General features: G+C 53.7%; 18 protein-coding genes. 13 read left to right on the forward strand and 5 right to left on the reverse strand.

Annotated features, from left to right (window positions below; all coding sequences use genetic code 11):
• Positions 1-10: 10 nt before the first annotated feature.
• The 10 genes from ACO0LG_RS16625 (at position 11) to ACO0LG_RS16670 (ending at position 15614) form a co-directional block, all read left to right on the forward strand.
• The gene (locus ACO0LG_RS16625) at positions 11-427 is read left to right on the forward strand and encodes a DoxX family protein (protein WP_423028293.1); all 417 of its coding nucleotides are present in this window, start codon (positions 11-13) and stop codon (positions 425-427) included.
• Positions 424-1080 carry a YoaK family protein gene (locus ACO0LG_RS16630; RefSeq protein ID WP_423028295.1) on the forward strand — a complete coding sequence of 219 codons (657 nt, stop codon included), beginning with the start codon at positions 424-426 and terminating at the stop codon, positions 1078-1080. The genes ACO0LG_RS16625 and ACO0LG_RS16630 overlap by 4 nt, the downstream gene beginning before the upstream one ends.
• Positions 1081-1422: 342 nt before the next feature.
• Complete coding sequence (locus tag ACO0LG_RS16635; RefSeq protein WP_423028297.1) at positions 1423-6783, forward strand: hypothetical protein; 5361 nt, start codon at positions 1423-1425, stop codon at positions 6781-6783.
• The gene (locus ACO0LG_RS16640; RefSeq protein ID WP_423028299.1) at positions 6783-8708 is read left to right on the forward strand and encodes a YncE family protein; all 1926 of its coding nucleotides are present in this window, start codon (positions 6783-6785) and stop codon (positions 8706-8708) included. Before ACO0LG_RS16635 ends, ACO0LG_RS16640 begins: the two co-directional genes overlap by 1 nt.
• A gap of 20 nt (positions 8709-8728) precedes the next feature.
• Entirely contained in the window at positions 8729-9790 is a 1062-nt protein-coding gene (locus tag ACO0LG_RS16645; RefSeq protein ID WP_423028301.1) for an SCO family protein, read from the forward strand.
• A complete protein-coding gene (locus ACO0LG_RS16650) occupies positions 9787-11079 on the forward strand; it encodes a c-type cytochrome (protein WP_423028303.1) in 1293 nt (430 codons plus the stop codon). The genes ACO0LG_RS16645 and ACO0LG_RS16650 overlap by 4 nt, the downstream gene beginning before the upstream one ends.
• Positions 11080-11263: 184 nt before the next feature.
• Entirely contained in the window at positions 11264-11881 is a 618-nt protein-coding gene (locus ACO0LG_RS16655) for a hypothetical protein (protein WP_423028305.1), read from the forward strand.
• An 80-nt stretch (positions 11882-11961) separates the two neighbouring features.
• Positions 11962-15057, forward strand: a complete 3096-nt coding sequence (locus ACO0LG_RS16660; protein ID WP_423028307.1) for a sensor histidine kinase — start codon at positions 11962-11964, stop codon at positions 15055-15057.
• Positions 15058-15132: 75 nt separating this feature from the next.
• A complete protein-coding gene (locus tag ACO0LG_RS16665) occupies positions 15133-15426 on the forward strand; it encodes a transposase (protein WP_423028309.1) in 294 nt (97 codons plus the stop codon).
• A 47-nt stretch (positions 15427-15473) separates the two neighbouring features.
• The gene (locus ACO0LG_RS16670; protein WP_423028311.1) at positions 15474-15614 is read left to right on the forward strand and encodes a hypothetical protein; all 141 of its coding nucleotides are present in this window, start codon (positions 15474-15476) and stop codon (positions 15612-15614) included.
• Between the two features lie 99 nt (positions 15615-15713).
• Here ACO0LG_RS16670 and ACO0LG_RS16675 read toward each other — a convergent pair whose 3' ends face one another.
• From ACO0LG_RS16675 to ACO0LG_RS16695, 5 genes are all read right to left on the reverse strand, one after another.
• Entirely contained in the window at positions 15714-16085 is a 372-nt protein-coding gene (locus tag ACO0LG_RS16675; RefSeq protein ID WP_423028312.1) for a VOC family protein, read from the reverse strand.
• Positions 16086-16274: 189 nt separating this feature from the next.
• Positions 16275-16706 carry a hypothetical protein gene (locus ACO0LG_RS16680; protein WP_423028314.1) on the reverse strand — a complete coding sequence of 144 codons (432 nt, stop codon included), beginning with the start codon at positions 16704-16706 and terminating at the stop codon, positions 16275-16277.
• A 26-nt stretch (positions 16707-16732) separates the two neighbouring features.
• Positions 16733-18265: an ankyrin repeat domain-containing protein gene (locus ACO0LG_RS16685; protein WP_423028316.1), complete on the reverse strand. Its 1533-nt coding sequence runs from the start codon at positions 18263-18265 to the stop codon at positions 16733-16735.
• Between the two features lie 136 nt (positions 18266-18401).
• A complete protein-coding gene (locus tag ACO0LG_RS16690) occupies positions 18402-18845 on the reverse strand; it encodes an SMI1/KNR4 family protein (RefSeq protein WP_423028318.1) in 444 nt (147 codons plus the stop codon).
• Positions 18846-18885: 40 nt separating this feature from the next.
• The gene (locus ACO0LG_RS16695) at positions 18886-19785 is read right to left on the reverse strand and encodes a LysR substrate-binding domain-containing protein (RefSeq protein ID WP_423028320.1); all 900 of its coding nucleotides are present in this window, start codon (positions 19783-19785) and stop codon (positions 18886-18888) included.
• Positions 19786-19914: 129 nt separating this feature from the next.
• On the opposite strand from ACO0LG_RS16695, the gene ACO0LG_RS16700 reads away from it, so the two are divergent.
• The 3 genes from ACO0LG_RS16700 (at position 19915) to ACO0LG_RS16710 (ending at position 21478) form a co-directional block, all read left to right on the forward strand.
• Positions 19915-20313, forward strand: coding sequence for a carboxymuconolactone decarboxylase family protein (locus tag ACO0LG_RS16700; RefSeq protein ID WP_423028322.1), 399 nt, complete (start codon positions 19915-19917; stop codon positions 20311-20313).
• Positions 20304-20708 carry a tautomerase family protein gene (locus ACO0LG_RS16705; protein ID WP_423028324.1) on the forward strand — a complete coding sequence of 135 codons (405 nt, stop codon included), beginning with the start codon at positions 20304-20306 and terminating at the stop codon, positions 20706-20708. The genes ACO0LG_RS16700 and ACO0LG_RS16705 overlap by 10 nt, the downstream gene beginning before the upstream one ends.
• Positions 20709-20899: 191 nt before the next feature.
• A complete protein-coding gene (locus ACO0LG_RS16710; RefSeq protein ID WP_423028326.1) occupies positions 20900-21478 on the forward strand; it encodes a DUF4865 family protein in 579 nt (192 codons plus the stop codon).
• The last annotated feature ends 55 nt before the right edge of the window (positions 21479-21533 follow it).

A 21533-nucleotide genomic window follows, 5' to 3' on the forward strand; every position in this document is an offset into this window, starting at 1 on the left:
AAGGCATGACATGAGTATGATGAATTTCTTCCAGCGTCTGTCGATGCCGGCCAAACCTGACCTGGGCTTGCTCTTCCTCAGGCTGACGGGTGCCTTCATGCTGCTGTATGTGCATGGCTTGCCCAAGCTCATGCATTACAGCACTGAGCTGGCACATATCGATGACCCTATGCATCTGGGTCGCGGCCTGACGCTGTGGCTGGCGCTGCTGGCAGAAATCGTCTGCCCGCTATTGATTGCAGCAGGCTTCTTGACAAGGCTGGCTTGCCTGCCCATCATCTTCTTGTTGCTGGTGTCGATGCTGGCAGTGCACCCGGACTGGAGCATCGCTGAAGGCCAGTTTGGCTGGCTGTTGTCGATTATCTTCAGCACCATTGCCCTGGCCGGGCCGGGCGCGTATTCACTGAGCAAGGGCAAAGCTGCATGACCAGCAAACACACATTGGGCATCGCCCTGGGTTTTACCGCAGGCTATGTTGATACAGTAGGCTTCGTCGCCCTGTTTGGTCTGTTCACCGCCCATGTGACGGGCAACTTTGTGCTCATAGGAAGTGAGCTGGCTCACCCCAGCCATGGCGTGCTGATCAAGTTCCTCGCTTTCCCCGCGTTTATCCTCGCAGTGGCCTTGGCGCGCATCGTCGCCGTCAAACTTGAGGCCAGCGGCAAATCTGCTGCGCGTGCGCTGACAGGTATGCAGTTGCTGTTCTTGCTGGTGTTCATGTTGCTGGGCTGGTTATCCACGCCCGTGCAAAGCACCGATGCAGTCTTGCCACTTGTCGCAGGCATCGCCGGTGCCGCCGCCATGGGTATCCAAAATGCCGCCAGCCGTTTGGTATGGACGGAGCTGGCACCTACCACCGTGATGACAGGCAACGTCACCCAGATAGTGATTGACCTTGTGGATATTCTCAGGGGCAGTGCAGTCACCGGTACCAAGGCCCGTCTGTGGAAATTCTTGTGGCCAGTGCTGGCCTTTGGCGTGGGTGCAGTGGGCGGGGCGTTTGCGTATAGGTATGCTGGTTTTTTTGCGCTGGGTTTGCCGGTGGTGATTTTGTGTTTGGTCTTTGGGCTTGCTGAGTGAGGCTGACGCATTGTAGGTTGGGCCGGGGCTCGCTAGGCTCCGTTTTATCAGCCCAGCACTGGGACCAAGCAAACGTATAGGTTATTTAAACGACGAGTGTTGGGCTGATACACCGTAGCCCAACCTGCATTTCTCCACGTACACGCACCCCAGCCTGTATTAAAAACACAACGCCATTCCCATCCTCACTAAAATATTTTCCCTGATTGTTAAAAACTCAAGAATCAGGAGTATAGTGATCTCGATATTGTAAAAAATACATTTAAAAATATAAACAGTCAGCAACTCTGCCTGGTTGAGCCTAGCTTGATCGCACCCCCAATTTCTTGAAATGGAACAGAGATGAAAATCCTTTCTATGATAGCCAGTAGCCTCGCTCCCATGCTATTTTTGCTCGCTGCTCAGGATCAGGCGCAAGCCCAGGCAGCGCCGGATAATTTAGCTGCTGCGCGATGTGAACGCGTTATTACTGCGGATGTGGTGGCGATAGACCAGGCCATGATGATTAACCGCCTGGGCACCTCGCAACCGGGTGGCATGGTGTATGCACTGCGGGGGGATGTGGTTGCCGTCAGCGGCAGCACGCCAGGGCCGGGCAATGCGCAATTGCGGCCAGGCAAACGCCCGCGGCCTATGGTTTTGCGGGCGAATGTGGGTGATTGCCTGATAGTGAATTTCCAGAACTGGCTCAAGCCGGTTAATCTCAATCCCAACCCGGCGACAAAAAATGCCTCGGTCCATGTCGCTGGCATGGAGCTGGTGTCATCCATCAGGGATGATGGCAGCTTTGTTGGCAATAACGCAGTTTCGCCCTCAGGCAATGACAGCGGCATTATCGCTCCCGGCAGGGCCATGACCTATCGCTTGTATGCCGCACAAGAAGGCAGCTTTTTGCTGTATAGCCTGGCAGGACAAGAGCAGCTGACGTATGGGCTGTTTGGTTCAGTCAATGTGCAGGCACGCGGATCGGAATGGTATCGCAGCCAGGTCACGCAAGCCGAGATGCAGCAGGCATCAGGCGTCGGCCCGACTGGCTATCCAGTGATCAATTATGATGCGCTGATACCTGGCAGTAGCAAGCCAGTGCTGAAGATGCTCGATGCCAGAAATAATATCGTCCATAGCGACCTCACAGCCGTTATCACGGGGCCGAATCATGGCCCGTTCACATTTAGCGGTACACGCAATCCGTCTTATCCCAATCCAGAATCACCTTATCGCGAAGTGACGGTGATGTACCACGAGTCGTTCACGCTGGTGCAGGCATTCCCGCAAATGAATAATCAAAATGATCCGTTGAACGGGGTCTTGAGTGGTGCCAGTGATGCGTTTTCCATCAACTACGGTTCCGCAGGCATTTCTGCTGAAATCCTGGCCAACCGGCTCAAGGTCGGGCCGACTGCTGATTGTCCTGAATGTAAGTTTGAAGAATTTTTCCTGAGTTCCTGGGCGGGTGGTGACCCGGCCATGGTGGTTGATAATCCCGCCAACCTGACCTGCTCGCCCCAGCCTTGCACCCCGCCCAAGGCTACCAAGGCCTTTTACCCGGATGATCCATCGAATGTGTATCACACTTACCAGGGGGACCGTGCCCGCTTCCGTGTCTTGCATGCGGGGCAGGGCATCTTCCATGTGCATCATCATCATGCACACCAATGGCTATATTCACCGGACAGTGATACCAGCAGTTATCTCGACAGCCAGACCATAGGTCCAGGTTCATCCTATACCATGGACCTGGTGTATGAGGGCAGCGGCAACCGCAACCTGACCCCGGGTGACTCTATCTTTCATTGCCATTTCTATCCGCATTTTGCCAGCGGCATGTGGGCCTTGTTCCGCGTGCATGATGTGCTGGAACTGGGTACGCCGCTTGGCACTGATGGCAAACCCAGGGTCGGTTCACGAGCGTTGCCTGATGCCGAGATTCTGGCGGGCACACCCATTCCTGGTGTCGTGCCCTTGCCAACCCGTGCCATGGCACCATTGCCAGCGCCAGTGCATATCGACAAAGGGCAGGTCAAAGTGACTGGCGCGGGCAACCCCGGTTATCCCTTCTTTGTGCCGGGTGTCGCCGGGCACCGTGCGCCGCATCCACCAAATGATTTTGCGGTCGAGAATGGTGTTGCACTGAATGGTGGATTGCCACGCCATCTGATTACCGGCGGCACGATTTCTGTCGATAAAGTCACGCCAACTGACTTTACCAAAGAAATGAGCCGCATCAATGCCATCGAGTTGCCAGAGCAGGGCACGCCTACAGAACAGGCGGCAATGTCCATGCATGAACAAAAATCCGTTGCCACCAGGTTGCCAGATGGCAGCCCCGCGCAGTTTTCCATGAATGGCTTGCAGCGTGCGCCCGGCGCACCGTTTGCCAATCCTGCCAGAGGTGCCACCGTCACGCCGCCAGTGCGCATTTACAAGGGTGCTGCCATGCAGACTGATGTGGTGCTCAATAAAAAAGGCTGGCACTTCCCGCAGCAACGCATACTGGCTTTGTGGCAGGATGTGAAACCGATATTGAACGGTGACAAACCACCAGAACCCTTGTTTTTCCGCGCCAATAGCAATGATGTGGTTGAATACTGGCATACCAATCTGGTGCCCAGTTATTATGAACTGGATGATTTCCAGGTGCGCACACCGACCGACATCATCGGCCAGCACATCCACCTCGTGAAGTTTGATGTGCTCGCCTCTGACGGTGCAGCCAATGGCTTCAACTATGAAGATGGCACCTTCAGCCCGGACGAAGTACGCGCCCGCATCAATGGCATCAACCAGGCTGGTGGTATTGCCGCGAATGGCAGGCAAGTCAGGCTGGCCCCCAAAGCCATTGCCACCTTTGGCAATGGCCCTACACCCGGCAGCATGCAGTGGGTGGGTGCGCAGGCCACAGTGCAGCGCTGGTGGGTTGACCCGGTAATGGACAAACAAAAAGCCGACCGTACTTTGCTAACCGTTTTCACCCACGACCATTTTGGGCCGTCCACCCATCAAATGGTGGGCCTGTATGCCGGGCTGGTGGTCGAGCCCACAGACTCGCGCTGGACTTCGACGGATGGTCGTCTCTTGTTTGGTAGCCGCAATGATGGTGGCCCCACCAGCTATGCCGCCAATATCGTGCCACGCCAGGGCAAGGCCTATCGTGAATTTGCGCTTGCGGTGGCAGACTCACAATTTGCCTACCTGCCAGCCAGCCGCACCAGCTTTGATTGCTATCCAGGCCAAGATCCCCTGTATAGCGGTTGTAAGCGCAGTGTGAATGGGACTTACACTGGCTGGGCTGACCCGCTTAACGGCATCAACTGCAATGGCTGTTTGCCCGTGGCGATCAGCAACCCAGTCAACCCACCGATTCCACCCACCACTACACCAAGTATCATAGGTGGTTTTGGTGTCGGTGTATCGGTACTCAATTACCGTAACGAGTCGCTGGCCTTGCGGGTCGCATCAAGCAATGGTGCAGTCAATTCAGGCACTGACCTCGCGCGTGCTTATTCATCCACCTTGCGCAATGATGCACAACTGAACGTGCAGCCCGTAGGTGGCGCTAACATCAATCCGCGTTGCGTCAAAACAGCCACGAATAATTGCTTTACCTTTCCAAGGCAGCCAGTCAGTGCACAGATGGGTGGCACCGATCCTTTTACGCCGATATTGCATGTCTATGAAAATGACCCCGTGCAATTGCGCGTCATTGATGGTGCACTGGTGGGTAATCATACCGTCACCGTGAATGGCAATAAATGGCTGTTCGAGCCCTTCAACACCAACTCGGGCTACCGCAACAGCCAGACCATGAGCTTGTCCGAGCATTTTGAAACCCTGTTCACCATCCCGCAAACTGGCAAGGCGCAGTCTCTGGATTATCTGGTCAACGCCAGCAATGCCTATGATGGCAATGTCAGTGGTGCCTGGAGCCTGATGCGCAGTTATAACAACCAGGTGTCGTGGCTCTCACCTTTGCCTGGCAATTCCAGCATCAGGCCGGTTGCCACCACCATGCCCAACCTGCCCACCGATTGCACCGCGCGCGGCCCTTGCGTGCGACAGTTCAAGGTATCGGCCACCACCATACAACAACTGCTGGGTGCCAATAACCCCCTGCTATACAACAGCCGCGGTGCCAAACTGACGAATGGCAAGTTCTCAAACCAAACCCTGAACGACCCCAATGCCATCGTGTATGTGCAAGACCAGGACCTGAACCCGAATGGCACCCTGAAAGCCGGGCTCAATATTGAGCCACTGGCTCTACGTGCTGCCGCTGGCGACGTCATCCGGTTGCAGTTGACCAATCGTGTCAATGCCAGGGCCGCGGTATTTACCACGCCTGAGTCTGCGGCACGGCCAACGCTGGGCTTTACTGATGCCTATGCCAACATCAATCTGCTGCCGTCCACCCAGGCAGGCTTGCACCCCCAATTGCTCGCGATGGATGTCAGCAATGCAGATGGCATGAACGTCGGCCTCAATCCCGTACAAACCGTGGCTGCCTGCAACCCTGCACCTTGCACCGGCACGCCGCCATCCATCATCTACACCTGGTATGCCGGCACCCTGCAAAACGACAACGGCATCACCCGCGCCACACCGATAGAATTTGGTGCACTCAACCTGTCACCGGCCGACCCGCTGATGCAGGCTTACCATGGCCTGTTTGGCGGCATGATCATCGAGCCGCTGGGCGCGAAATGGCAAGACGATCCAGGCACACATGTTTCCAGCACGGTGTCGCCTGCGGTGGGCAAGACTTTCCGTGATTTTGCGGTCTTCATGCAAACTGATATCGCCATGCAATATCAGGGCAAATCACTGTATAGCCTTAATTCGCCCTTGATGGCGGTCAACTATCGTACCGAGCCTTTCTTTTATCGCTATGGTACCCAGGTCAATCCTCATCTTCCCGCCATCGACACCACGGCTGAAGTTTCAAATACACAGGTCAATGGTGATCCGCAAACACCGGTCTTCCGCGCCAATGCAGGCACGCCAGTACGCTTCCGCCTCTTTGGGCCAATGGGGCTGGCGGATAACCAGAATGTGTTTGAGCTGACCGGGCATCAATGGCAGTTTGAACCCTATGCCGATAACTCTGCGAGGATAGGCAGTAATCCCGCATCCTTATCGACGGGTACGCAGTCAGGCTATGGCACAACATCACATTTTGATGTGGTCGTCGATCAGGCTGGTGGTGCATTCGCGGTACCGGGCGATTACCTGTACCGCAGTTGGCCTGCTGGTCAATATAGCACCGGTGGCTGGGGCGTGTTCCGCGTCAGCCCTGCTGTAGCTGGTGCAACTGCAAAAGCAGTAACGACAGTGCAGGAAGTGTTTGCCGATGTGGTCGTCATAGACAAGGCCGTGTCCATTGAGGGTATTTTGGAATTGACAGGCAGTGTCACCGTGCGCCCTGGTAGTGTGCAATGGGAGCAGGCTAATTCTGTGACCATCGTGGCGGACGGTAAAGAACTGGGCAAGGCCGCAGTTGACCAGACAGGCCGCTGGCAATTCAAGGTCAACGCTAATGCAGTAGCGCCGACCCTGCTGGAAGTGCGTTCTTCTTTTGGTGGCCTGGCACAGCACAGACCGGCAGCAGCTACCCTGACAGCGAGCAATAATGCGATAGAGACTGGAGACAAACAGGCCGTACCACCTGCAATACCGCTGCAAAAATTTGAACGACGGAAGCGTTGATGGCGTACGCGATACTTGACAAACCTGCCTGTGCACGCAATCGCTGGCATCAAGCCCTGTCAGGGCTGATGTTGGCGGCTGCGCTGGCAGCTATTTCTGTAAGCAGTGCCATTGCAGCATCGATACCAGAAATTGTCGCCACAGCAAATCAGATAGTCAAGGATGGTATTTCCTTACAACTGGACATGTCACAGTCCATGCAAGAAGGCGCAGAAGCACGCTTCAGCCTGAGCCTGCGCGATGCGGCCAGCGCCAGGCCCATCCGCAATGCACGGCCTATCGCCTGGGTAGATAGACTAGATGAACCAACCCGGGCACAAGAAAGCAGTGAGCAGGCTTGCCGCCGCAAGGTCGCCACCTTTATCGGTGGCGATTTGCTGCATGCGCCATCATTGAGTTTGAACGCTTATGATGTGCTGGCCCTGAATGAAGATAATTCCATCTCCGTCATCAATCCACAAACCGGCTTTGGTGGTTCCAAACTGCTGACCATGGTGATACTGCATGGGGTAGGGCAAGACTGGTTGCTGACGCCTGAGCAAAATCTCTGGGTTAGCCAGCCGCAAGTGCATGAAGTCGCGCTGGTGGATACCCGCAACTGGCAAGTCAACACCCATGTATCCGTTCCCGGTCATCCCGGACAGATGGCCTTGCGCCCCGGCGCGCAGCAAGTATGGGTATTGACTGACGATGGCGTGACAGTTTTATCTGCATCCACTGGTCAACTGCTGGCAAACATCAAGACAGGACAAGGCAGGCACACCATCGTCTTCAGTGACGATGGCAAGCGCGCATTTGTCAGCAATGGCGCAGACAACAGCATCAGCCTGATCGATGCAGGCAGCCTCAAAAAAATCGCAGAGCTTACTGGTGGCCTCAATCCTGTCGCCATGGCATGGTCATACAAGGCACAGCTGCTATATGTCGCGCATGAAGGTGATGGCCAGATTATCGCCTTTGATGAGGCAGGAAAACAGGCAGCAAGCATCAAGGCTTTGCCAGGTATTTCCACCATCCGTTTTGGACCTGATGGCCGCTATGGCTTTATCCTCAACCAGCAAAAAAACAAACTTGATTTGCTTGATGCTGCCACCAACCAGATCGTGCAAAGTGCTGAGATCACACATGGGCCAGACCAGGTCACGTTTTCTGACCGCATGGCCTACATCCGCCGCCGCCACAGTGAAATCATGCAACTGGTGCCGCTCGATGCAATAGCGCATAACATACAGGCCGGGCAGCCACTGGCATTGGCATCTGTCAGCAATGGACAAAAAGCCTTGGACCAGGGCCGCAGCGCAGGCAGTCTGGCAGATACGACCATCATGGTACCAAATGGTGCCGCCGCCTTGCTGGCCAACCCCGCTGACCGTACCATCTATTACTACCAGGAGGGCATGAGCGCACCCGCAGGTAGTTTCCGCAATTACGGCCACGAGCCGCGCGCCGTGTTGGTACTTGACCACAGCCTGCAAGAACACCAGCCTGGCTTGTACCAGGCCAGTGCCCGCTTGCCCATGGCGGGTAATTACCAGGTAGTGTTTTATCTTGACTCACCCAAGATGTTGCATTGTTTTCCGATCACAGTGCAGGCTGACCCAGCCAAGCCACCTGCAACACGCTATGCCGTGACACTGACTGGCACTGCGTCCAGCTTGAGCAAAGGTGAAAACCAGAACCTGCAATTCGTCATCCGCGATGCAGTCAGTGGTCAGCCAAAGACCGGCATTCATGACTTGCAGGTTTTGCTGTTTAATACAACAGGCAATCAACAACTTCAACTGGATGCACAGGAACAAAAAAACGGTGACTATGGCATCAGCTTTGCGCCATCCGTCAGTGGACATTACTATGTCTACTTCCAGGCAGCATCGCTGGGCATGAGCTGGAACCAGTCGGCAAGACTGGTGTTGACGGTGAAGTAAAGACTTACTGTGGGATTAATATGAAGCAAGTGATTAAAGACGTATCCGGTTTAATGAACAAAGTACTGGCACTTATGGTGTGCTGCATATTGCTTGTGGCAATGCCATCTGCACAGGCAGCCATGCGTGTAATACCAGAAGCGCAATTGATCAACCAGGATGGTAAGAACGTCGCCTTCTACCGTGAGCTGGTACAGGGCAAGACCGCCGTCGTCAATTTCATTTTCACTTCCTGCACCATGATCTGCCCCACCCAGACTGCCACCTTGCGCCAGGTGCAGCGTGAGCTGGGCACGCGGGTAGGTCGCGACGTGGTTTTTATTTCCATCAGTATAGATCCGAACACTGACAACCCCCCACGCCTCAAAGCCTTTGCGCAGCAGTTTGAAACTGGCCCCGGCTGGCAATTTTTGACGGGTAATAAAGCCGTCGTCGATAAATTATTGCGATCCCTTCATGCTGGTGTTGGCGATATCAGCAATCATAGTGGCCTGGTCCTTGTCATCAATGAAAAAAAACAGGTCTGGCAACAACTTGCCAGCATGCCCGAGGCCAAGCTTATCCAGAGTACTGTCGAACAAGTGGCCGGGCCTGACCCCGCCATGCAGGCAGCCAATGGCCGCTACTTTCCCAATTTGCCCTTGCAAACGCAAGATGGCAAGACCGTGCATTTTTTTGATGACGTGATGAAAGACAAAGTCGTACTCATCAATTTCATCTTCACCACCTGCCCCGGCATCTGTTCACCCATGACGGCCAACCTGGCCAGGGTACAACCCCTGCTGGACCCGCGCGTGCAAATGGTCAGCATTACGGTTGACCCTGACACTGATACCCCCAAGGTCTTGAAAGACTTTGCCAGTAAATTCAAGGTCCGCCCAGGCTGGTTATTTTTGACTGGCAGTACAGAAAACATCAGCGCTGTTGCAAAAAAACTCGGTGGCAGTGGCGAAGATAAAGATGCCCACAGCGGCATTTTATTGGCAGGCAATGTACAGACCGGCGATTGGAAAAAAATCCATGCGACAGCAAGGCCAGAAGATATTGCCCTGGCCGTAGGAAAGCTCTTGCCTGCACGATGATGGCAAGTTTGTGGACTGCACTGTTTGTTTTTCTCTGGCTGCTCTTCGCTGACGTTGCCAGCGCTGCTGATGACCAAGCCTGGCAACGCGGCCAAACCATCTACCACAAAGGCTGGAACGGCCAGGCCGCCTGCGTGCGCTGCCATGGCAACCAGGGGCAGGGCCGCGAAGAGGGCGGCTTGCGAGCCCCGCCCATCGCAGGCAAACCAGATCGCCAGTACCTGCAACGCGCCCTGCTTGACGGTGTGGGCAGCAATGGTCAGGCTCTGCATCCCCTTATGCCACGCTATCACATGGATGCCTCAAGCGTCGATGATTTGCTCGCTTACCTGAGTGTCATCGGCAGAGATACGCCAGGTCTCACTGACACCGTGCTGCGCGTAGGCGTTTCTGTACCTGCCAACGCCTACGGTGCAGCCATACAGGCAGGCTTGATCAAGGCTTTTGATCAGCAAGTATACGGTCGCAAGCTGGAACTGCTGCTCAATCCGTCGGCAGACCAGGTGTTTGTCGAAGTCGCCAGTTTGCAAACTCGCCAATCCACCACTGAGGCCAAGGTTTTGCCAGACATTGGACAGCTACCGTTACCAGGCGTTGCCAATTTTTCTGACACGCTTGCACCAGTCAGTTTCCAACTCTTGCCCACAATACGCGAGCAAGCCAGCGCTTTGCTGACCCAGGCTGCATTAGATGCGCGCGGCGCTGCTCCCAACAATAGAGCAACACAACAGCTGACCCTGATCTATGACCTCGGCAATGATCCCGCCTTGCATGCATTGCTCAAAGTGTTGCGACAACAAGCGCGGGACAATCACCAGTCACTGCGCGAACAAGTGTGGTCAGCCAAAGTGCGCAAGCCGGGCGAAGCAGTGATTTATCTTGGCAGCTCCGCCAACTTGCGAGAAGTACTTGCAGCCACTGGTGATGGCCTGTTATATGCCAGCGCCATCCACATCGGCGAGGCAAGCCTGCAACTGCCACCCGCACAAGCAGCCCGCCTGCGCTTGTTATTACCCTGGCACACCAGCAGCCCAGTGTTTGACCTGCCCGCCGCCTACAGTGACGCCGCCTATGCAGCAGGCATGGTACTCATCGAAGCACTCAAACGCAGTGGCCGCCAGCTAGGCCGCCCAGAACTGCTGCAACAACTGAGCCAGCTCAGAGATTTTACTGTTTCAGGATTTGGGGAAATAAGTTTTCGCCCCGATCAACACTACGGCAGTCACGGTGGGCAATTACTCGTTGTCGATGCTGCACATGGCGTATTCACGGTTTTCCGTACCTGGTAGCTGGTAGATGTTTGCGCCGCTAAATTTATGCCGCCGAAAATACCGACAATTAATCATTGATAAGCCTTCATTGTGTGAGTAGCACGAAGAAAACCCTGGGCGGAACTGTTTTTTCAACGGCGAGGTCAAAGAAGTCGTTTCCATTTTGAATACACCATTGATGCAAGCCCGCCAGCATATGCTGATGAATGAACGACGTTTGCAATCCCTCGTCTCCTTCATCATCGCCACATTGATCACTGCTTTGTTTTTATTCCAGCTCGTCAGACCCTGGTATAAAAAACCTGCGCCTGCCACCGCCTATATTGGTCTGGACTTGTCATCCCTGATCGTGAGCATTCCCAAATCTATAGTCAAAGACGACAAACCCGTCAGCAGTGCGACTACTGCCACCAAAAAATCTGAGCGGCAAGTAAGGCCAGCAAGCACTGCGCCGCAGCGCACTCAACAAATAATTGGGCAGCCAACACCACAAGTAGAACTGCAAGATGCCGCTAAAGACTTCCCTGTTGGACAGAAATCCGACGCCCCAGCCACGCTCAATATAGGCAGGGATGCCGTTGCAAAAGCCTACGCCGACAGCCAGAGCGATATGCAAAAAATGCCTGGACATGCTGGTAAAACGCTGGAAACGGCAGAGGTCAGCAAGAATAAAAAATTCGGCCGCGCAGTCAGCCAGGCCAAAATAGAAGATTGCATTAAACCCAATCCTGATGGCATTACCATAGGGATAACCAATTTCAAAGGGTATTTTGCTGCTGCGGCATTAGCCTATAATGCCGTGACGGGGCAATGCAAGTAAAACGTATTTCTTATCCTGTGCTGTAAACTTGGTTAGACTGTAGTCCATAGACCGTTTATTTACCGCCCAGGATCACCCAAGTGTTTTTTATCAAATGGCAGACCTTGCTTAAAACCGGCATGGCTGCGCTCATGTTCAGTTCCCTTTTTATTGCTCATATTCCATTCGCAGCGACTGTGGCTGGTTATTCTGACGTCACCAGCGCCATCAGTACTCAGCCCAGCCGACTGTTGGCGGACTACACCCACACCGCCTGGAATGGCCTCAACGGCGCGCCCAATGATGTACTCAAGTTCGCCCAGACCACCGATGGCTGGTTGTGGATCGCCACGCCCACTGGCTTATTCCGTTTTGATGGCGTCCGTTTTGAACGCATGGACAAAGTCCAGGGCCAGCCACTGCAATCCAGCAATGTGCTGGGTTTGCTCGGCTCGCCTGACGGCAGCCTGTGGGTAGGCTACCGCTTTGGTGGCATCAGCGTGTTCAAGAACAATACCGTGCGCACCTATACCGAGGCAGACGGCCTGCCCGGCGGCACAATCATGAGCATGACCATGGGGCCGGACGGCAGTATCTGGGCCGCTACCCGCGAAGGGTTGGCTGTATTGCTGCCAGCAGCACAGCGTTTCAGCCGCGTTGGCACTGAGATGGGCTTGCCGCAATTCATGGCAAGGCAAATCCTGTTTGACAAAGCCGGTGTGCAATGGGTATCGGTCAAAGGCGGCGTCTATTTTCGCCAGCCGGGTGAAACCCGCTATACCCAGGCCTGGCCAAAGCTCGATTTAATGGCCATGGCAGAAAGCCCAGACGGCACGCTCTGGGCATCTGACGGTGCGTATAAATTTTACCGCATGAGTACTAGCGAACCCGCAGGCAAGCCCGTGCCCAAGCCTGAGATAGAAGGCAATGGCATGTTCTTTGACCGCCAAGGCGTCATGTGGATTTTGCGCACCCACGCCCTCGAACGCCGCCGCGCTCCCTATACGGCAGACAATGGCTCAGACCAACTCCTGACCAAAGAGAACGGCATGAGCGGCCCCCTGCCGCAAACTTTTTTCCAGGACAGGGAAGGCAATATCTGGATAGGCACGTCCCATGGGCTAGACCGCCTGCGTCGCAACCGCCTGTACATCTTGCCGGTGGCGCTGCCGTTTGATCATCCCTCCATGGTCAGTGCAGGAAATGGTGAAGTCATCACCGCAGATTTTGTCGGGCCAGTACGCCGCTTCAAGAGCAACGGCGACCATCAGCAAGAACTGGATACGCATTTCAGCATGAGCTATCGTGCTGACGATGGCACGCTTTGGTTGGGTAACGATAACGCACTGTGGCGGCGCGATGCCAACAAGTTTGCCATCTTCCCCATGCCGCGCGATGTCACTGGCAACCAGGTGCAGGCCATGGTCATCGACCAGCAACAACAAAAATGGGTTTCCGTCTCGCGCAAAGGCCTGTTCAGTTTAGACGAGGGCAAATGGCAATTGCAAAGTGGCCTCAATGGCTTGCCCACTGAGACAGTAATGAGCCTGACCAAAGACGCCTCTGGCCGCATCTGGGCAGGTTATCTGAATAACTGCATCGCCCTTATTGACGGCAAACGCGTCCAGCTATTTGGCAAAGAACAAGGTCTGGAACTTGGTAATGTGCTGGCTCTGCAAGCAGATGGCGAACGTCTCTGGGCAAGTGGCGAATTTGGCCTGGCTCTCTACGATAGCAAGCGTGACGTTCAACATTTTGTACCAGTCAGAATCACTGGACAACTAGCTTTAAGAGGCATTTCAGGCATAGTCCGCACAGCCGCTGGTGATCTCTGGCTGCATGGAGCAGATGGCATTACCCACATCCCTGCCAGCGAAGTTGAGCAGCTATTGCGTGACTCTACACATATCGCAAACTATGAGCGTTTCAATGCACTTGATGGCTTGCTGGGTAGCCCATCGCAACTGCGCCAGCTGCCGACTCTGATCGCCGCCAGTGATGGCAAACTGTGGTTTTCTACTGCCAGCGAAATCGCCACCATAGACCCGCAAAATATCCCCCGCAATGCCCTGCAACCGTCAGTGCAAATTAGCGCCATCCACGCCGGTGGCAAAGATTATGCCGCGCAAGCATCACTGCAATTACCAAAAGAAAACCGCGATATCCAGATCAGTTTTACCGCACTCAGCCTCAGCATGCCAGAACGCATCAGCTTTCGCTATCAACTGCAAGGCTATGACAAAAGCTGGCAAGACCCACACGGACGACGCGAAGCCTTCTACACCAATCTTCCACCCGGCAATTATCGCTTCATGGTCAAGGCCGCCAATGAAGATGGTGTATGGAATGAGCAAGGCACGGCCATGCAAATCGGCATCACCCCCGTCTTCACAGAAACACCCTGGTTCATCGCCCTGTTAATCGCACTGGCCGCCGCATGCCTGTATGTCATCTACCTGCTGCGCATACGCTACCTGACCGCCCACATGCAAGACCTCATGCATGAGAGACTGGCAGAACGCGCCCGCATTGCCCGTGGTCTGCACGACACCCTGCTGCAAAGCGTGCAAGGCCTCATCATGTATTTTGACAGCCAGGCCCGCCGCCTGCCCAGCGACTCTGAAGAACGTGCCAGGCTAGAACAGACCCTGGACCTGGCCGACCAGCTCATGGTCGAAGGCCGCGAGCACATCATGGACCTGCGCAGCGAATCCGTGCCCGAAGAACTGGAAGAAGCCCTGCAACAATACGGTAGCATCCTGCTCAACGAGCGCTTCACCCTCACCCTACGCGGTAAGCCTCGCTGGCTGTGTGAAGCCATCCGCAATGAAATCCACGCCATCGCCCGCGAAGCCCTGCTCAACGCCGCCAGACATTCCAATGCCAGCAAGGTGACGCTTGAACTGGAATACCATCGCGACCACTTCACCCTGCGCATCGCCGACAACGGCCAAGGCCTGCCTGCCGCCATCGCCGACGCAGGCCAGCGCGAAGGCCACTGGGGCCTGGTCGGCATGAAAGAACGCGCCGAGGCCATGGGCGCAAGCTACCTCATGAAAACAGTAGAGGGTGAAGGTACGGCGATACAGGTCAGGCTGCCAGCGAATTTGGCATACACCATGCCAGTGGGGGCGGGGTTTGATGGTTGGACGGGGTTGTGGGTGGGGAGAGTGAGGAGCTTGTTTGGTAGGGCTTAGTTTGGAACTGAGCTTCCCCTGAAATTTAGTCTTCCATAGATGGCGTAAAATAACCTTACTTTGGAAGCACAAGAAATGAAGAAGATACCAAAACAGGCTTATACCGTCGAATACAAGGAACTCGCTATCAAACGGGTAGCAGAAGGGGATTCCATCCCGGCAACAGCCAAGGCACTTGGACTAAGTGATCAGACTTTACACAACTGGGTGAAGGAGGCTGCTTCTGGCAAACTTAACGGTGTTGGCAGCAGAGTAGTGACTGCGGAAGAAATGGAATTATCTCAACTGCGCACTGAAGTTGCTCGTCTAAAACGGGAGCACGACATCATAAAAAAGGCAGCGGCGTACTTCGCGAAGGATGTTCTGTAAAGTACGCCTGAATTAAGGCGCAGGGTAAGTCGTTTGCGCTATCCGACATGTGTGAGACTCTGGAAGTCAGCATCAGTGGTTATCGTGCGTGGAAGCGTGGCGGCATACCAGACCGTAAGCGTTTGACAGACAATCAGATGCTGGCGTTGATACGCGCCATTCTATCGAATCAATGTCATTGCATGTGAGACAAACCGGTGCGCATGGCGCTCCCTACCGAGTGCGGCCATGTGTGAGGTGCGCCGTGCGCACCGTTGGGAAATACGTGAAAACAAGGGTATTGCGCATCAGGTTTTCGGTGGTTCCCACAACTCTACCCGGTTACCCTCCGGGTCCATGACCCATCCAAACTTGCCATATTCTGAATCATCTACCTTGGCATCGACATCGCAGCCTTCTGCACGCAAAGCGGCAAGCAAGGCATGTAAATCATCGACGCGGTAATTGATCATGAAAGGCTGGGTACTTGGTGCGAAGTAAGTGGAATCGGCGGGGAATAATGACCAGGCGGTTTTTTCTGTCGTGCTGCCATTGACCTCGAATACTGCGCCACCCCAGGGGCTGAGTTCAAAGCCGAGATGATCCCGGTACCAGGCGCTTAATGCTTGCGGGTCTTTTGCCTTGAAAAACACACCACCTATGCCAACAACACGTTTCATATTGCCTCCTGAGGATGCCTATTGAAATAGAATTGAATGAATTAAACTTCCTTCCCCCAAAGATACTACATGAGCATCTAATCCTGCGCAAATCGGGCCACAAGAGATCGGTATAAAATGTACGATGGGACTTGCATGGAAAGGGATTCATGGTTATCGACCCAGCCAAAGCGTTTGATTAAACGGACGCTAGTAGTCTGGTATGTCAACTATGCGCTCAATGCAATTTTTTTCGGATATAAAATCTTTCCAATGCAAAATTGCAGCCATATATTTATCTAAACTTATCAGGCCCGTATAGATTTCTTCATCTGTTTTTTTACATTGAATAAAGAAAGTAACTCCAGTCGATTCGATATGTGCTTTGCGTATTTCATATTTGTCGGAAAGAATTTTTGATGCTAATTTTTCTTTTTTGATCAAATTAATAATGCTAATTGCGTTATCACAATCACTAATATTTTGAATGACATTGGTGATATGTATGGCAAACAAACCTCTTGGGTCCCAATACCCGTTGGAAGTGGGGTTTTCTAATTGAGCACTGGCATAGGGCTGGAGTTCTTCCATCAGTTCGTCGTTCTCATCCCATGCTTTTGCGCGTACAAAATGGAGTTTCACGATATTGTCTCGTTCGGCAGTCCCTATCACTGAAACTTGATCGTAAAACTGGCCGGGCGGAAGTAGTCTGCGCCCATGCCTGATCTGGGTACGGTGCCTATCATCATGGCTAGTTCCTTGCCTTTGTACTGTGCCAGGGGGACTGGGTTACGGTCGTTGATAAATTCGGTGATGTTGTAGCTGTATTCATTTCCGTTAGTGCCTTTTGTGCGTTGCGTACCGGTCTTTTCATCGGCTTTCTCGGCATAGCTCAGTTCTTTCGTTGCACCGTCGAATAGCCACTTGCCTCGTTCCTGAGCAATTTTTCCGCAGGACAGGTATTTGCTGTCGTCGGCTGACGCGCCAACCTTGAAAGGGCTGAGGGTGTCAGTCCTGAAGTGGATGTCTTTGGCATGTTCAAACAGGCTTTTGTCCTCGGCGCAAATCAACCTGAATGAATGCTCAGGATTGATATGCATGATAATCTTGAATGGTGTTGTTTTGAGCTTGATGACAGCATTGTCGGTGAGCTTGGTCCTCTGGCCGTTTTGCTCTATCCAGGCTGACCATGTGTATTTGCCTGACTTTTCCAGCGCCTGGTCTATTTTTGTTTGCAACCAACTGGTAAAGGCGGGGTTGTCTGCAGGTGCGTATTGCAGCAAGGCTTTTTCAATGTCACCGCCAAATATGACTTCTTTCTGGGGCAAGAGCGGGTTTGCACCTCTGTACAGCAAAAGATCAACAATGTCTTTATTGGCTAACAATGCAGCGACGGTCAGGGGGCGATAGACATCATTGCCACCGTTGGGATTGGCTCCCGCATCGAGTAGTTTTTTGATGATGGCGATATCCAGTGTTTGAATGGCGCTGTTCAAGGGGCACAGCGGCGTGCATACGTCTGCACGGGCACCGTTCTTGAGCAGCGTTTCGATCATTTCTGCTTCTTTGAAAATGGCGGCCCTGCGCAAAAGGGTAGAACCATTTGCCAGTTTGATGTTGATGTTACTACTGTTGACTATGCCAGCTTTTAACGCTGCATTCAAAGCTGCCGTGTCGTGGATACGGCTTAGTTCGCGCCGGGTAGTCAGGGCGCTGTCGGTTTTTAACATGTTCAAGTCGGGCAGGGCAGTCATCGCATACTGGTCAAGCCATTTTTGCGGGTTGATGTTTTTGGGGAAATCGCTGGGCCTGGTTGATACCCTGTATACCATGACCCATGTCTTGCTGGCTGGATCAAGCACAGGCCTGCTGATGGTAGCGTTGGGCTGGTTGTTGACGGTGTCTTTCAGGTAAAGCGGAACAGCAGGCAAAGGCAAGCGGAAACTTTGTTTGTTGATGGCTTTGTTACCAACGCAATCATAGGGATATTTGTCACAGGCAAGCGCTGCCGCTTCATGATCAAAACGCAGCAAGTCGTAGTCAAATTCAGTGCCATTGACATACGAAACGGCTTCTGCCCATAGCAGTTTTTTATCGTCCAGCGTGTAGGTGGCGGGCAACTGTGCCTCGCTGGCTGCAGCCAGCAAAAGGCCGGAGGCAAGTATCAAGGCAGAGACTGGGCGCAGTTTGAGAGTGGGCATGGGCAGATGGAAAAAGATGTAGAACGTACATCATATCTGAATTTGAAAATGGGATTTATCAATTTATCAATTGATTGATTTCTGGCTTTACCTGAATCGACAAACTGCACGTCCATAATCAAGAGATATTGAAAACTCATTCTTCATAAAAATGTGGATTTCGCAAAAGTGTGGCTACTAAATCTTCTGCATTGTTCGCAACCGGATTAATGTCACCATTATCTCTATAGATGAATTCTGGATTGGCAGAATTTGGTCGAAACACTAAAAATCTGAATGATCCACAGTCAAAAAAAGGAACATCCCCAGGCAAAAATTGTTCTGGTGGCCCAAACTCGGAAATACCCTTATACAGATCAACGATATCCAAAGGATGGATAAATAAATTTCTGATGTCAGGCCGATTATCTTCTGCAAGCCAGCCATAACCGACTGCTTGGTAAAATTTCCTTAAGCTACATGGCAATAGAAACCCGAGTTCCATTTCTGCCTGATCTAATTTATTACTATCGACGGGAGTAAACCGCCGAGTGCCAACTTTCAATCCAATGTAGCTTTGCAAGCTATTTAATATGCCCATTCAACGCCCTTTCAATACCTAATCTTGATTTTGCCAGCCATCACGCCGCCCTGAGCTGCTGCCCCATTTCTTCCTCCATCAGCGTCTCCACCATAATCGCACGCAAACGCTGCACGGCCATGTCCGGTTCAGCCTCAAGTCGGTGCAGGCTCAGGCCCAGCGTGGGTAGGGCGGGCAGGGCAGGGCTGTCGATAATACGCAAGTGTTTGGGCAGACCCGCGGCAGTGCGCACTGTCACGCCCAGGCCTGCGGCAACGGCGGCCCAGATGCCGGACAGGCTGGGGCTGGTGAAGGACAGGCGCCAGGGGATGTTGGCATGGTCAAGTGCTCTGGTGGCGCAACTGCGCATGAGACAGGGGGCTTCAAAGGCGACCAACGGCAGGGGTTCATCGCCGGGATAGCTGGCATGCAATTGCGGGTCTGCCGCGCCTATCCAGTGCATGGCAAAGTTACGCAGGTGTTCGCTGTGCGGGGTGCTGATGCCACCATCCCAGGTCAGCGCCAGATCGAGTTGGCCGCCAGTGATGAGGTCGAGCAGGGTGGCATTGCGGGCGATTTTGGCTTCTATCCTGACCCTCGGGTGGGCGCGGGCAAAGCGGCCCAGCACGTCGGTGAGTATGCGTTCGCCAAAGTCTTCAGGTATGCCCAGCCTGATCCAGCCTTCGAGATCAACGCCACGCACGGCAGCAGCAGCTTCGTCATTAAGTTCCAGCAGGCGGCGGCCATAGGCCAGCAGGGTTTCGCCCACAGCCGTGGGCAGCATGCCACGGCCAGATTTGCGCAGGATGGGGCTGCCGACCTGGTCTTCGAGTTTCTTGAGCTGGGCGCTGACCGCAGAGGTAGAGCGACCCAGCCTGTCTGCCGCCTTGGCAAAGCTGCCCAGCTCTATGCCAGTCACAAAGGTGCGCATGACATCAAGGTCAAAGGTGATCTTGCTCACTGGCTTGCTCCTTTTGTTTATTTTTTGTCCATCCCGATTTTTGGAATGATGGGTTTGAAATTATCTGATTTTATGGATGAAGATAGTCGGGTATCTTGTACTTGTCAATCACTCTTATGGAGTTCTCACATGCCAGCCAGCACCGCACTCAATATCAAATCGAATACCACGCCCAGCACCATCGCCCGCGAACTCATGGGTGACATCGCCCCCAAGTTTGCCGAGCTGACCGACACTGTTTTATTCGATGACATCTGGCAAAGGCCGGGCCTGGCCGCGCGTGAACGCAGCCTGATCACAGTTGCCACCCTGATCGCGCTGAATCGCAGCGAGCAATTGCCCTTTCACATGCAGCGCGCGTTGGACAACGGCATCACCCATGCAGAGCTGGTCGAGGTCATCACCCACCTGGCGTTTTATGCGGGTTGGCCAACGGCGGCATCGGCTGTCACCGCGCTGCGCCAATTGTCTGCTAATTGTCTGCCAATTAAACCACAGCAAAATCAAAGGAGTAAATCATGCCCATGAGCCGTGTATCCCTGTTAAAGGGTAAATCACCTGAATACCTGCAAGCGGTGTCGGATGCTTTGCATCAGGCACTGGTGGAAGCATATGAAGTGCCACTCAAGGACCGCTTCCAGGTCATCCATCAGCATGAAGTGAATGAACTGGTGTTTGACCGTGATTATCTCAGTCACCAGAACAAGCCAAGGTCGGATGATTTTGTGTTGATACAGATCACCGCTGGCCGCCAGCGCAGTGCTGCGACCAAGGCGACGTTTTACGGCAGGCTGGTGGAGTTGCTGGGAGTGTCGCCAGGTATCCGCGCTGAGGATGTGCTGGTCATTATCAATACTACCGCAGCGGAGGACTGGTCGTTTAGTGGCGGTGTGATGTATGACGGGGTGGCGCGGTATGAGTGAGGTAGTGCAATTGCGTAGGTTGGGCTACGGGGTATCAGCCCAACACTCGGCGCTTGAATAAAGTATACATTTTATTAAAGGCCCAGTGTTGGGCTGGTAAAGCGTAGCCCAACCTACAATCCGTCGCCTACAACAATTGCCAGCTACAAGAAAAATTTCCCCATCAACTCAAATAAAAAAGGACACCCAACATGATCGCCATGCAATACAACTTCACCCTCCCTGCCGACTACGACATGGACATCGTGCGTCAGCGCATTGCCAGCAAGGGGCATATGCTGGATAACTTCCCTGGCCTGGCTTTCAAGGCCTATCTGCATGCGAGCAAAGGCCAGGAACCCACGGCATCCAGCCATAATGCCTATGCGCCTTTTTACCTCTGGCATGACAATGAAGGTTTGAATAATTTCATCTGCGGCGATGGCTTCAAGGCGGTGTCGCAAGCTTTTGGCTGGCCTGCGGTCAGGCAGTGGTCGGTGTGGCATAGTTATGTGGATGCGCAGGTGCGCAGCGCGACATTTGCTACGCGCGAGATCAGTCAGATTGCGGCTTACACAGATCTTGGCGCTTTGCGCGAGCTTGAAACTGCCGCCGTAAAAAACATCAGCCAGCAAGCCGGTGCGCTGGCAATGCTGGTGGCTTTTGATCCGAATGCATGGACAGAGGTGCGCTTTACTTTATGGCGTGATGCATCTGCCGCGCAAGCTGCAGGTTTGCCTGATCATGTGCAGGCCTATGAAGTGGGGCATGTGTCGGCTCCAGGGCGCTGATGATGTGGGCCCTCATACGTCACTAATGAGTTTCAGCAGCAAGGCCCGGCATGGT

Source organism: Undibacterium sp. Ji42W, assembly GCF_049340405.1.
In the GTDB taxonomy this organism is placed as follows: Bacteria; Pseudomonadota; Gammaproteobacteria; order Burkholderiales; family Burkholderiaceae_D; genus Undibacterium.

Bases quoted from the DNA above. Each gene is read 5' to 3' on its own strand.
- ACO0LG_RS16625 (WP_423028293.1), top strand. From the start codon at position 11: ATGAGTATGATGAATTTCTTCCAGCGTCTGTCGATGCCGGCCAAACCT.
- ACO0LG_RS16630 (WP_423028295.1), top strand. From the start codon at position 424: ATGACCAGCAAACACACATTGGGCATCGCCCTGGGTTTTACCGCAGGC.
- ACO0LG_RS16635 (WP_423028297.1), top strand. From the start codon at position 1,423: ATGAAAATCCTTTCTATGATAGCCAGTAGCCTCGCTCCCATGCTATTT.
- ACO0LG_RS16640 (WP_423028299.1), top strand. From the start codon at position 6,783: ATGGCGTACGCGATACTTGACAAACCTGCCTGTGCACGCAATCGCTGG.
- ACO0LG_RS16645 (WP_423028301.1), top strand. From the start codon at position 8,729: ATGAAGCAAGTGATTAAAGACGTATCCGGTTTAATGAACAAAGTACTG.
- ACO0LG_RS16650 (WP_423028303.1), top strand. From the start codon at position 9,787: ATGATGGCAAGTTTGTGGACTGCACTGTTTGTTTTTCTCTGGCTGCTC.
- ACO0LG_RS16655 (WP_423028305.1), top strand. From the start codon at position 11,264: ATGAATGAACGACGTTTGCAATCCCTCGTCTCCTTCATCATCGCCACA.
- ACO0LG_RS16665 (WP_423028309.1), top strand. From the start codon at position 15,133: ATGAAGAAGATACCAAAACAGGCTTATACCGTCGAATACAAGGAACTC.
- ACO0LG_RS16670 (WP_423028311.1), top strand. From the start codon at position 15,474: ATGTGTGAGACTCTGGAAGTCAGCATCAGTGGTTATCGTGCGTGGAAG.
- ACO0LG_RS16675 (WP_423028312.1), bottom strand. From the start codon at position 16,085: ATGAAACGTGTTGTTGGCATAGGTGGTGTGTTTTTCAAGGCAAAAGAC.
- ACO0LG_RS16685 (WP_423028316.1), bottom strand. From the start codon at position 18,265: ATGCCCACTCTCAAACTGCGCCCAGTCTCTGCCTTGATACTTGCCTCC.
- ACO0LG_RS16690 (WP_423028318.1), bottom strand. From the start codon at position 18,845: ATGGGCATATTAAATAGCTTGCAAAGCTACATTGGATTGAAAGTTGGC.
- ACO0LG_RS16700 (WP_423028322.1), top strand. From the start codon at position 19,915: ATGCCAGCCAGCACCGCACTCAATATCAAATCGAATACCACGCCCAGC.
- ACO0LG_RS16705 (WP_423028324.1), top strand. From the start codon at position 20,304: ATGCCCATGAGCCGTGTATCCCTGTTAAAGGGTAAATCACCTGAATAC.
- ACO0LG_RS16710 (WP_423028326.1), top strand. From the start codon at position 20,900: ATGATCGCCATGCAATACAACTTCACCCTCCCTGCCGACTACGACATG.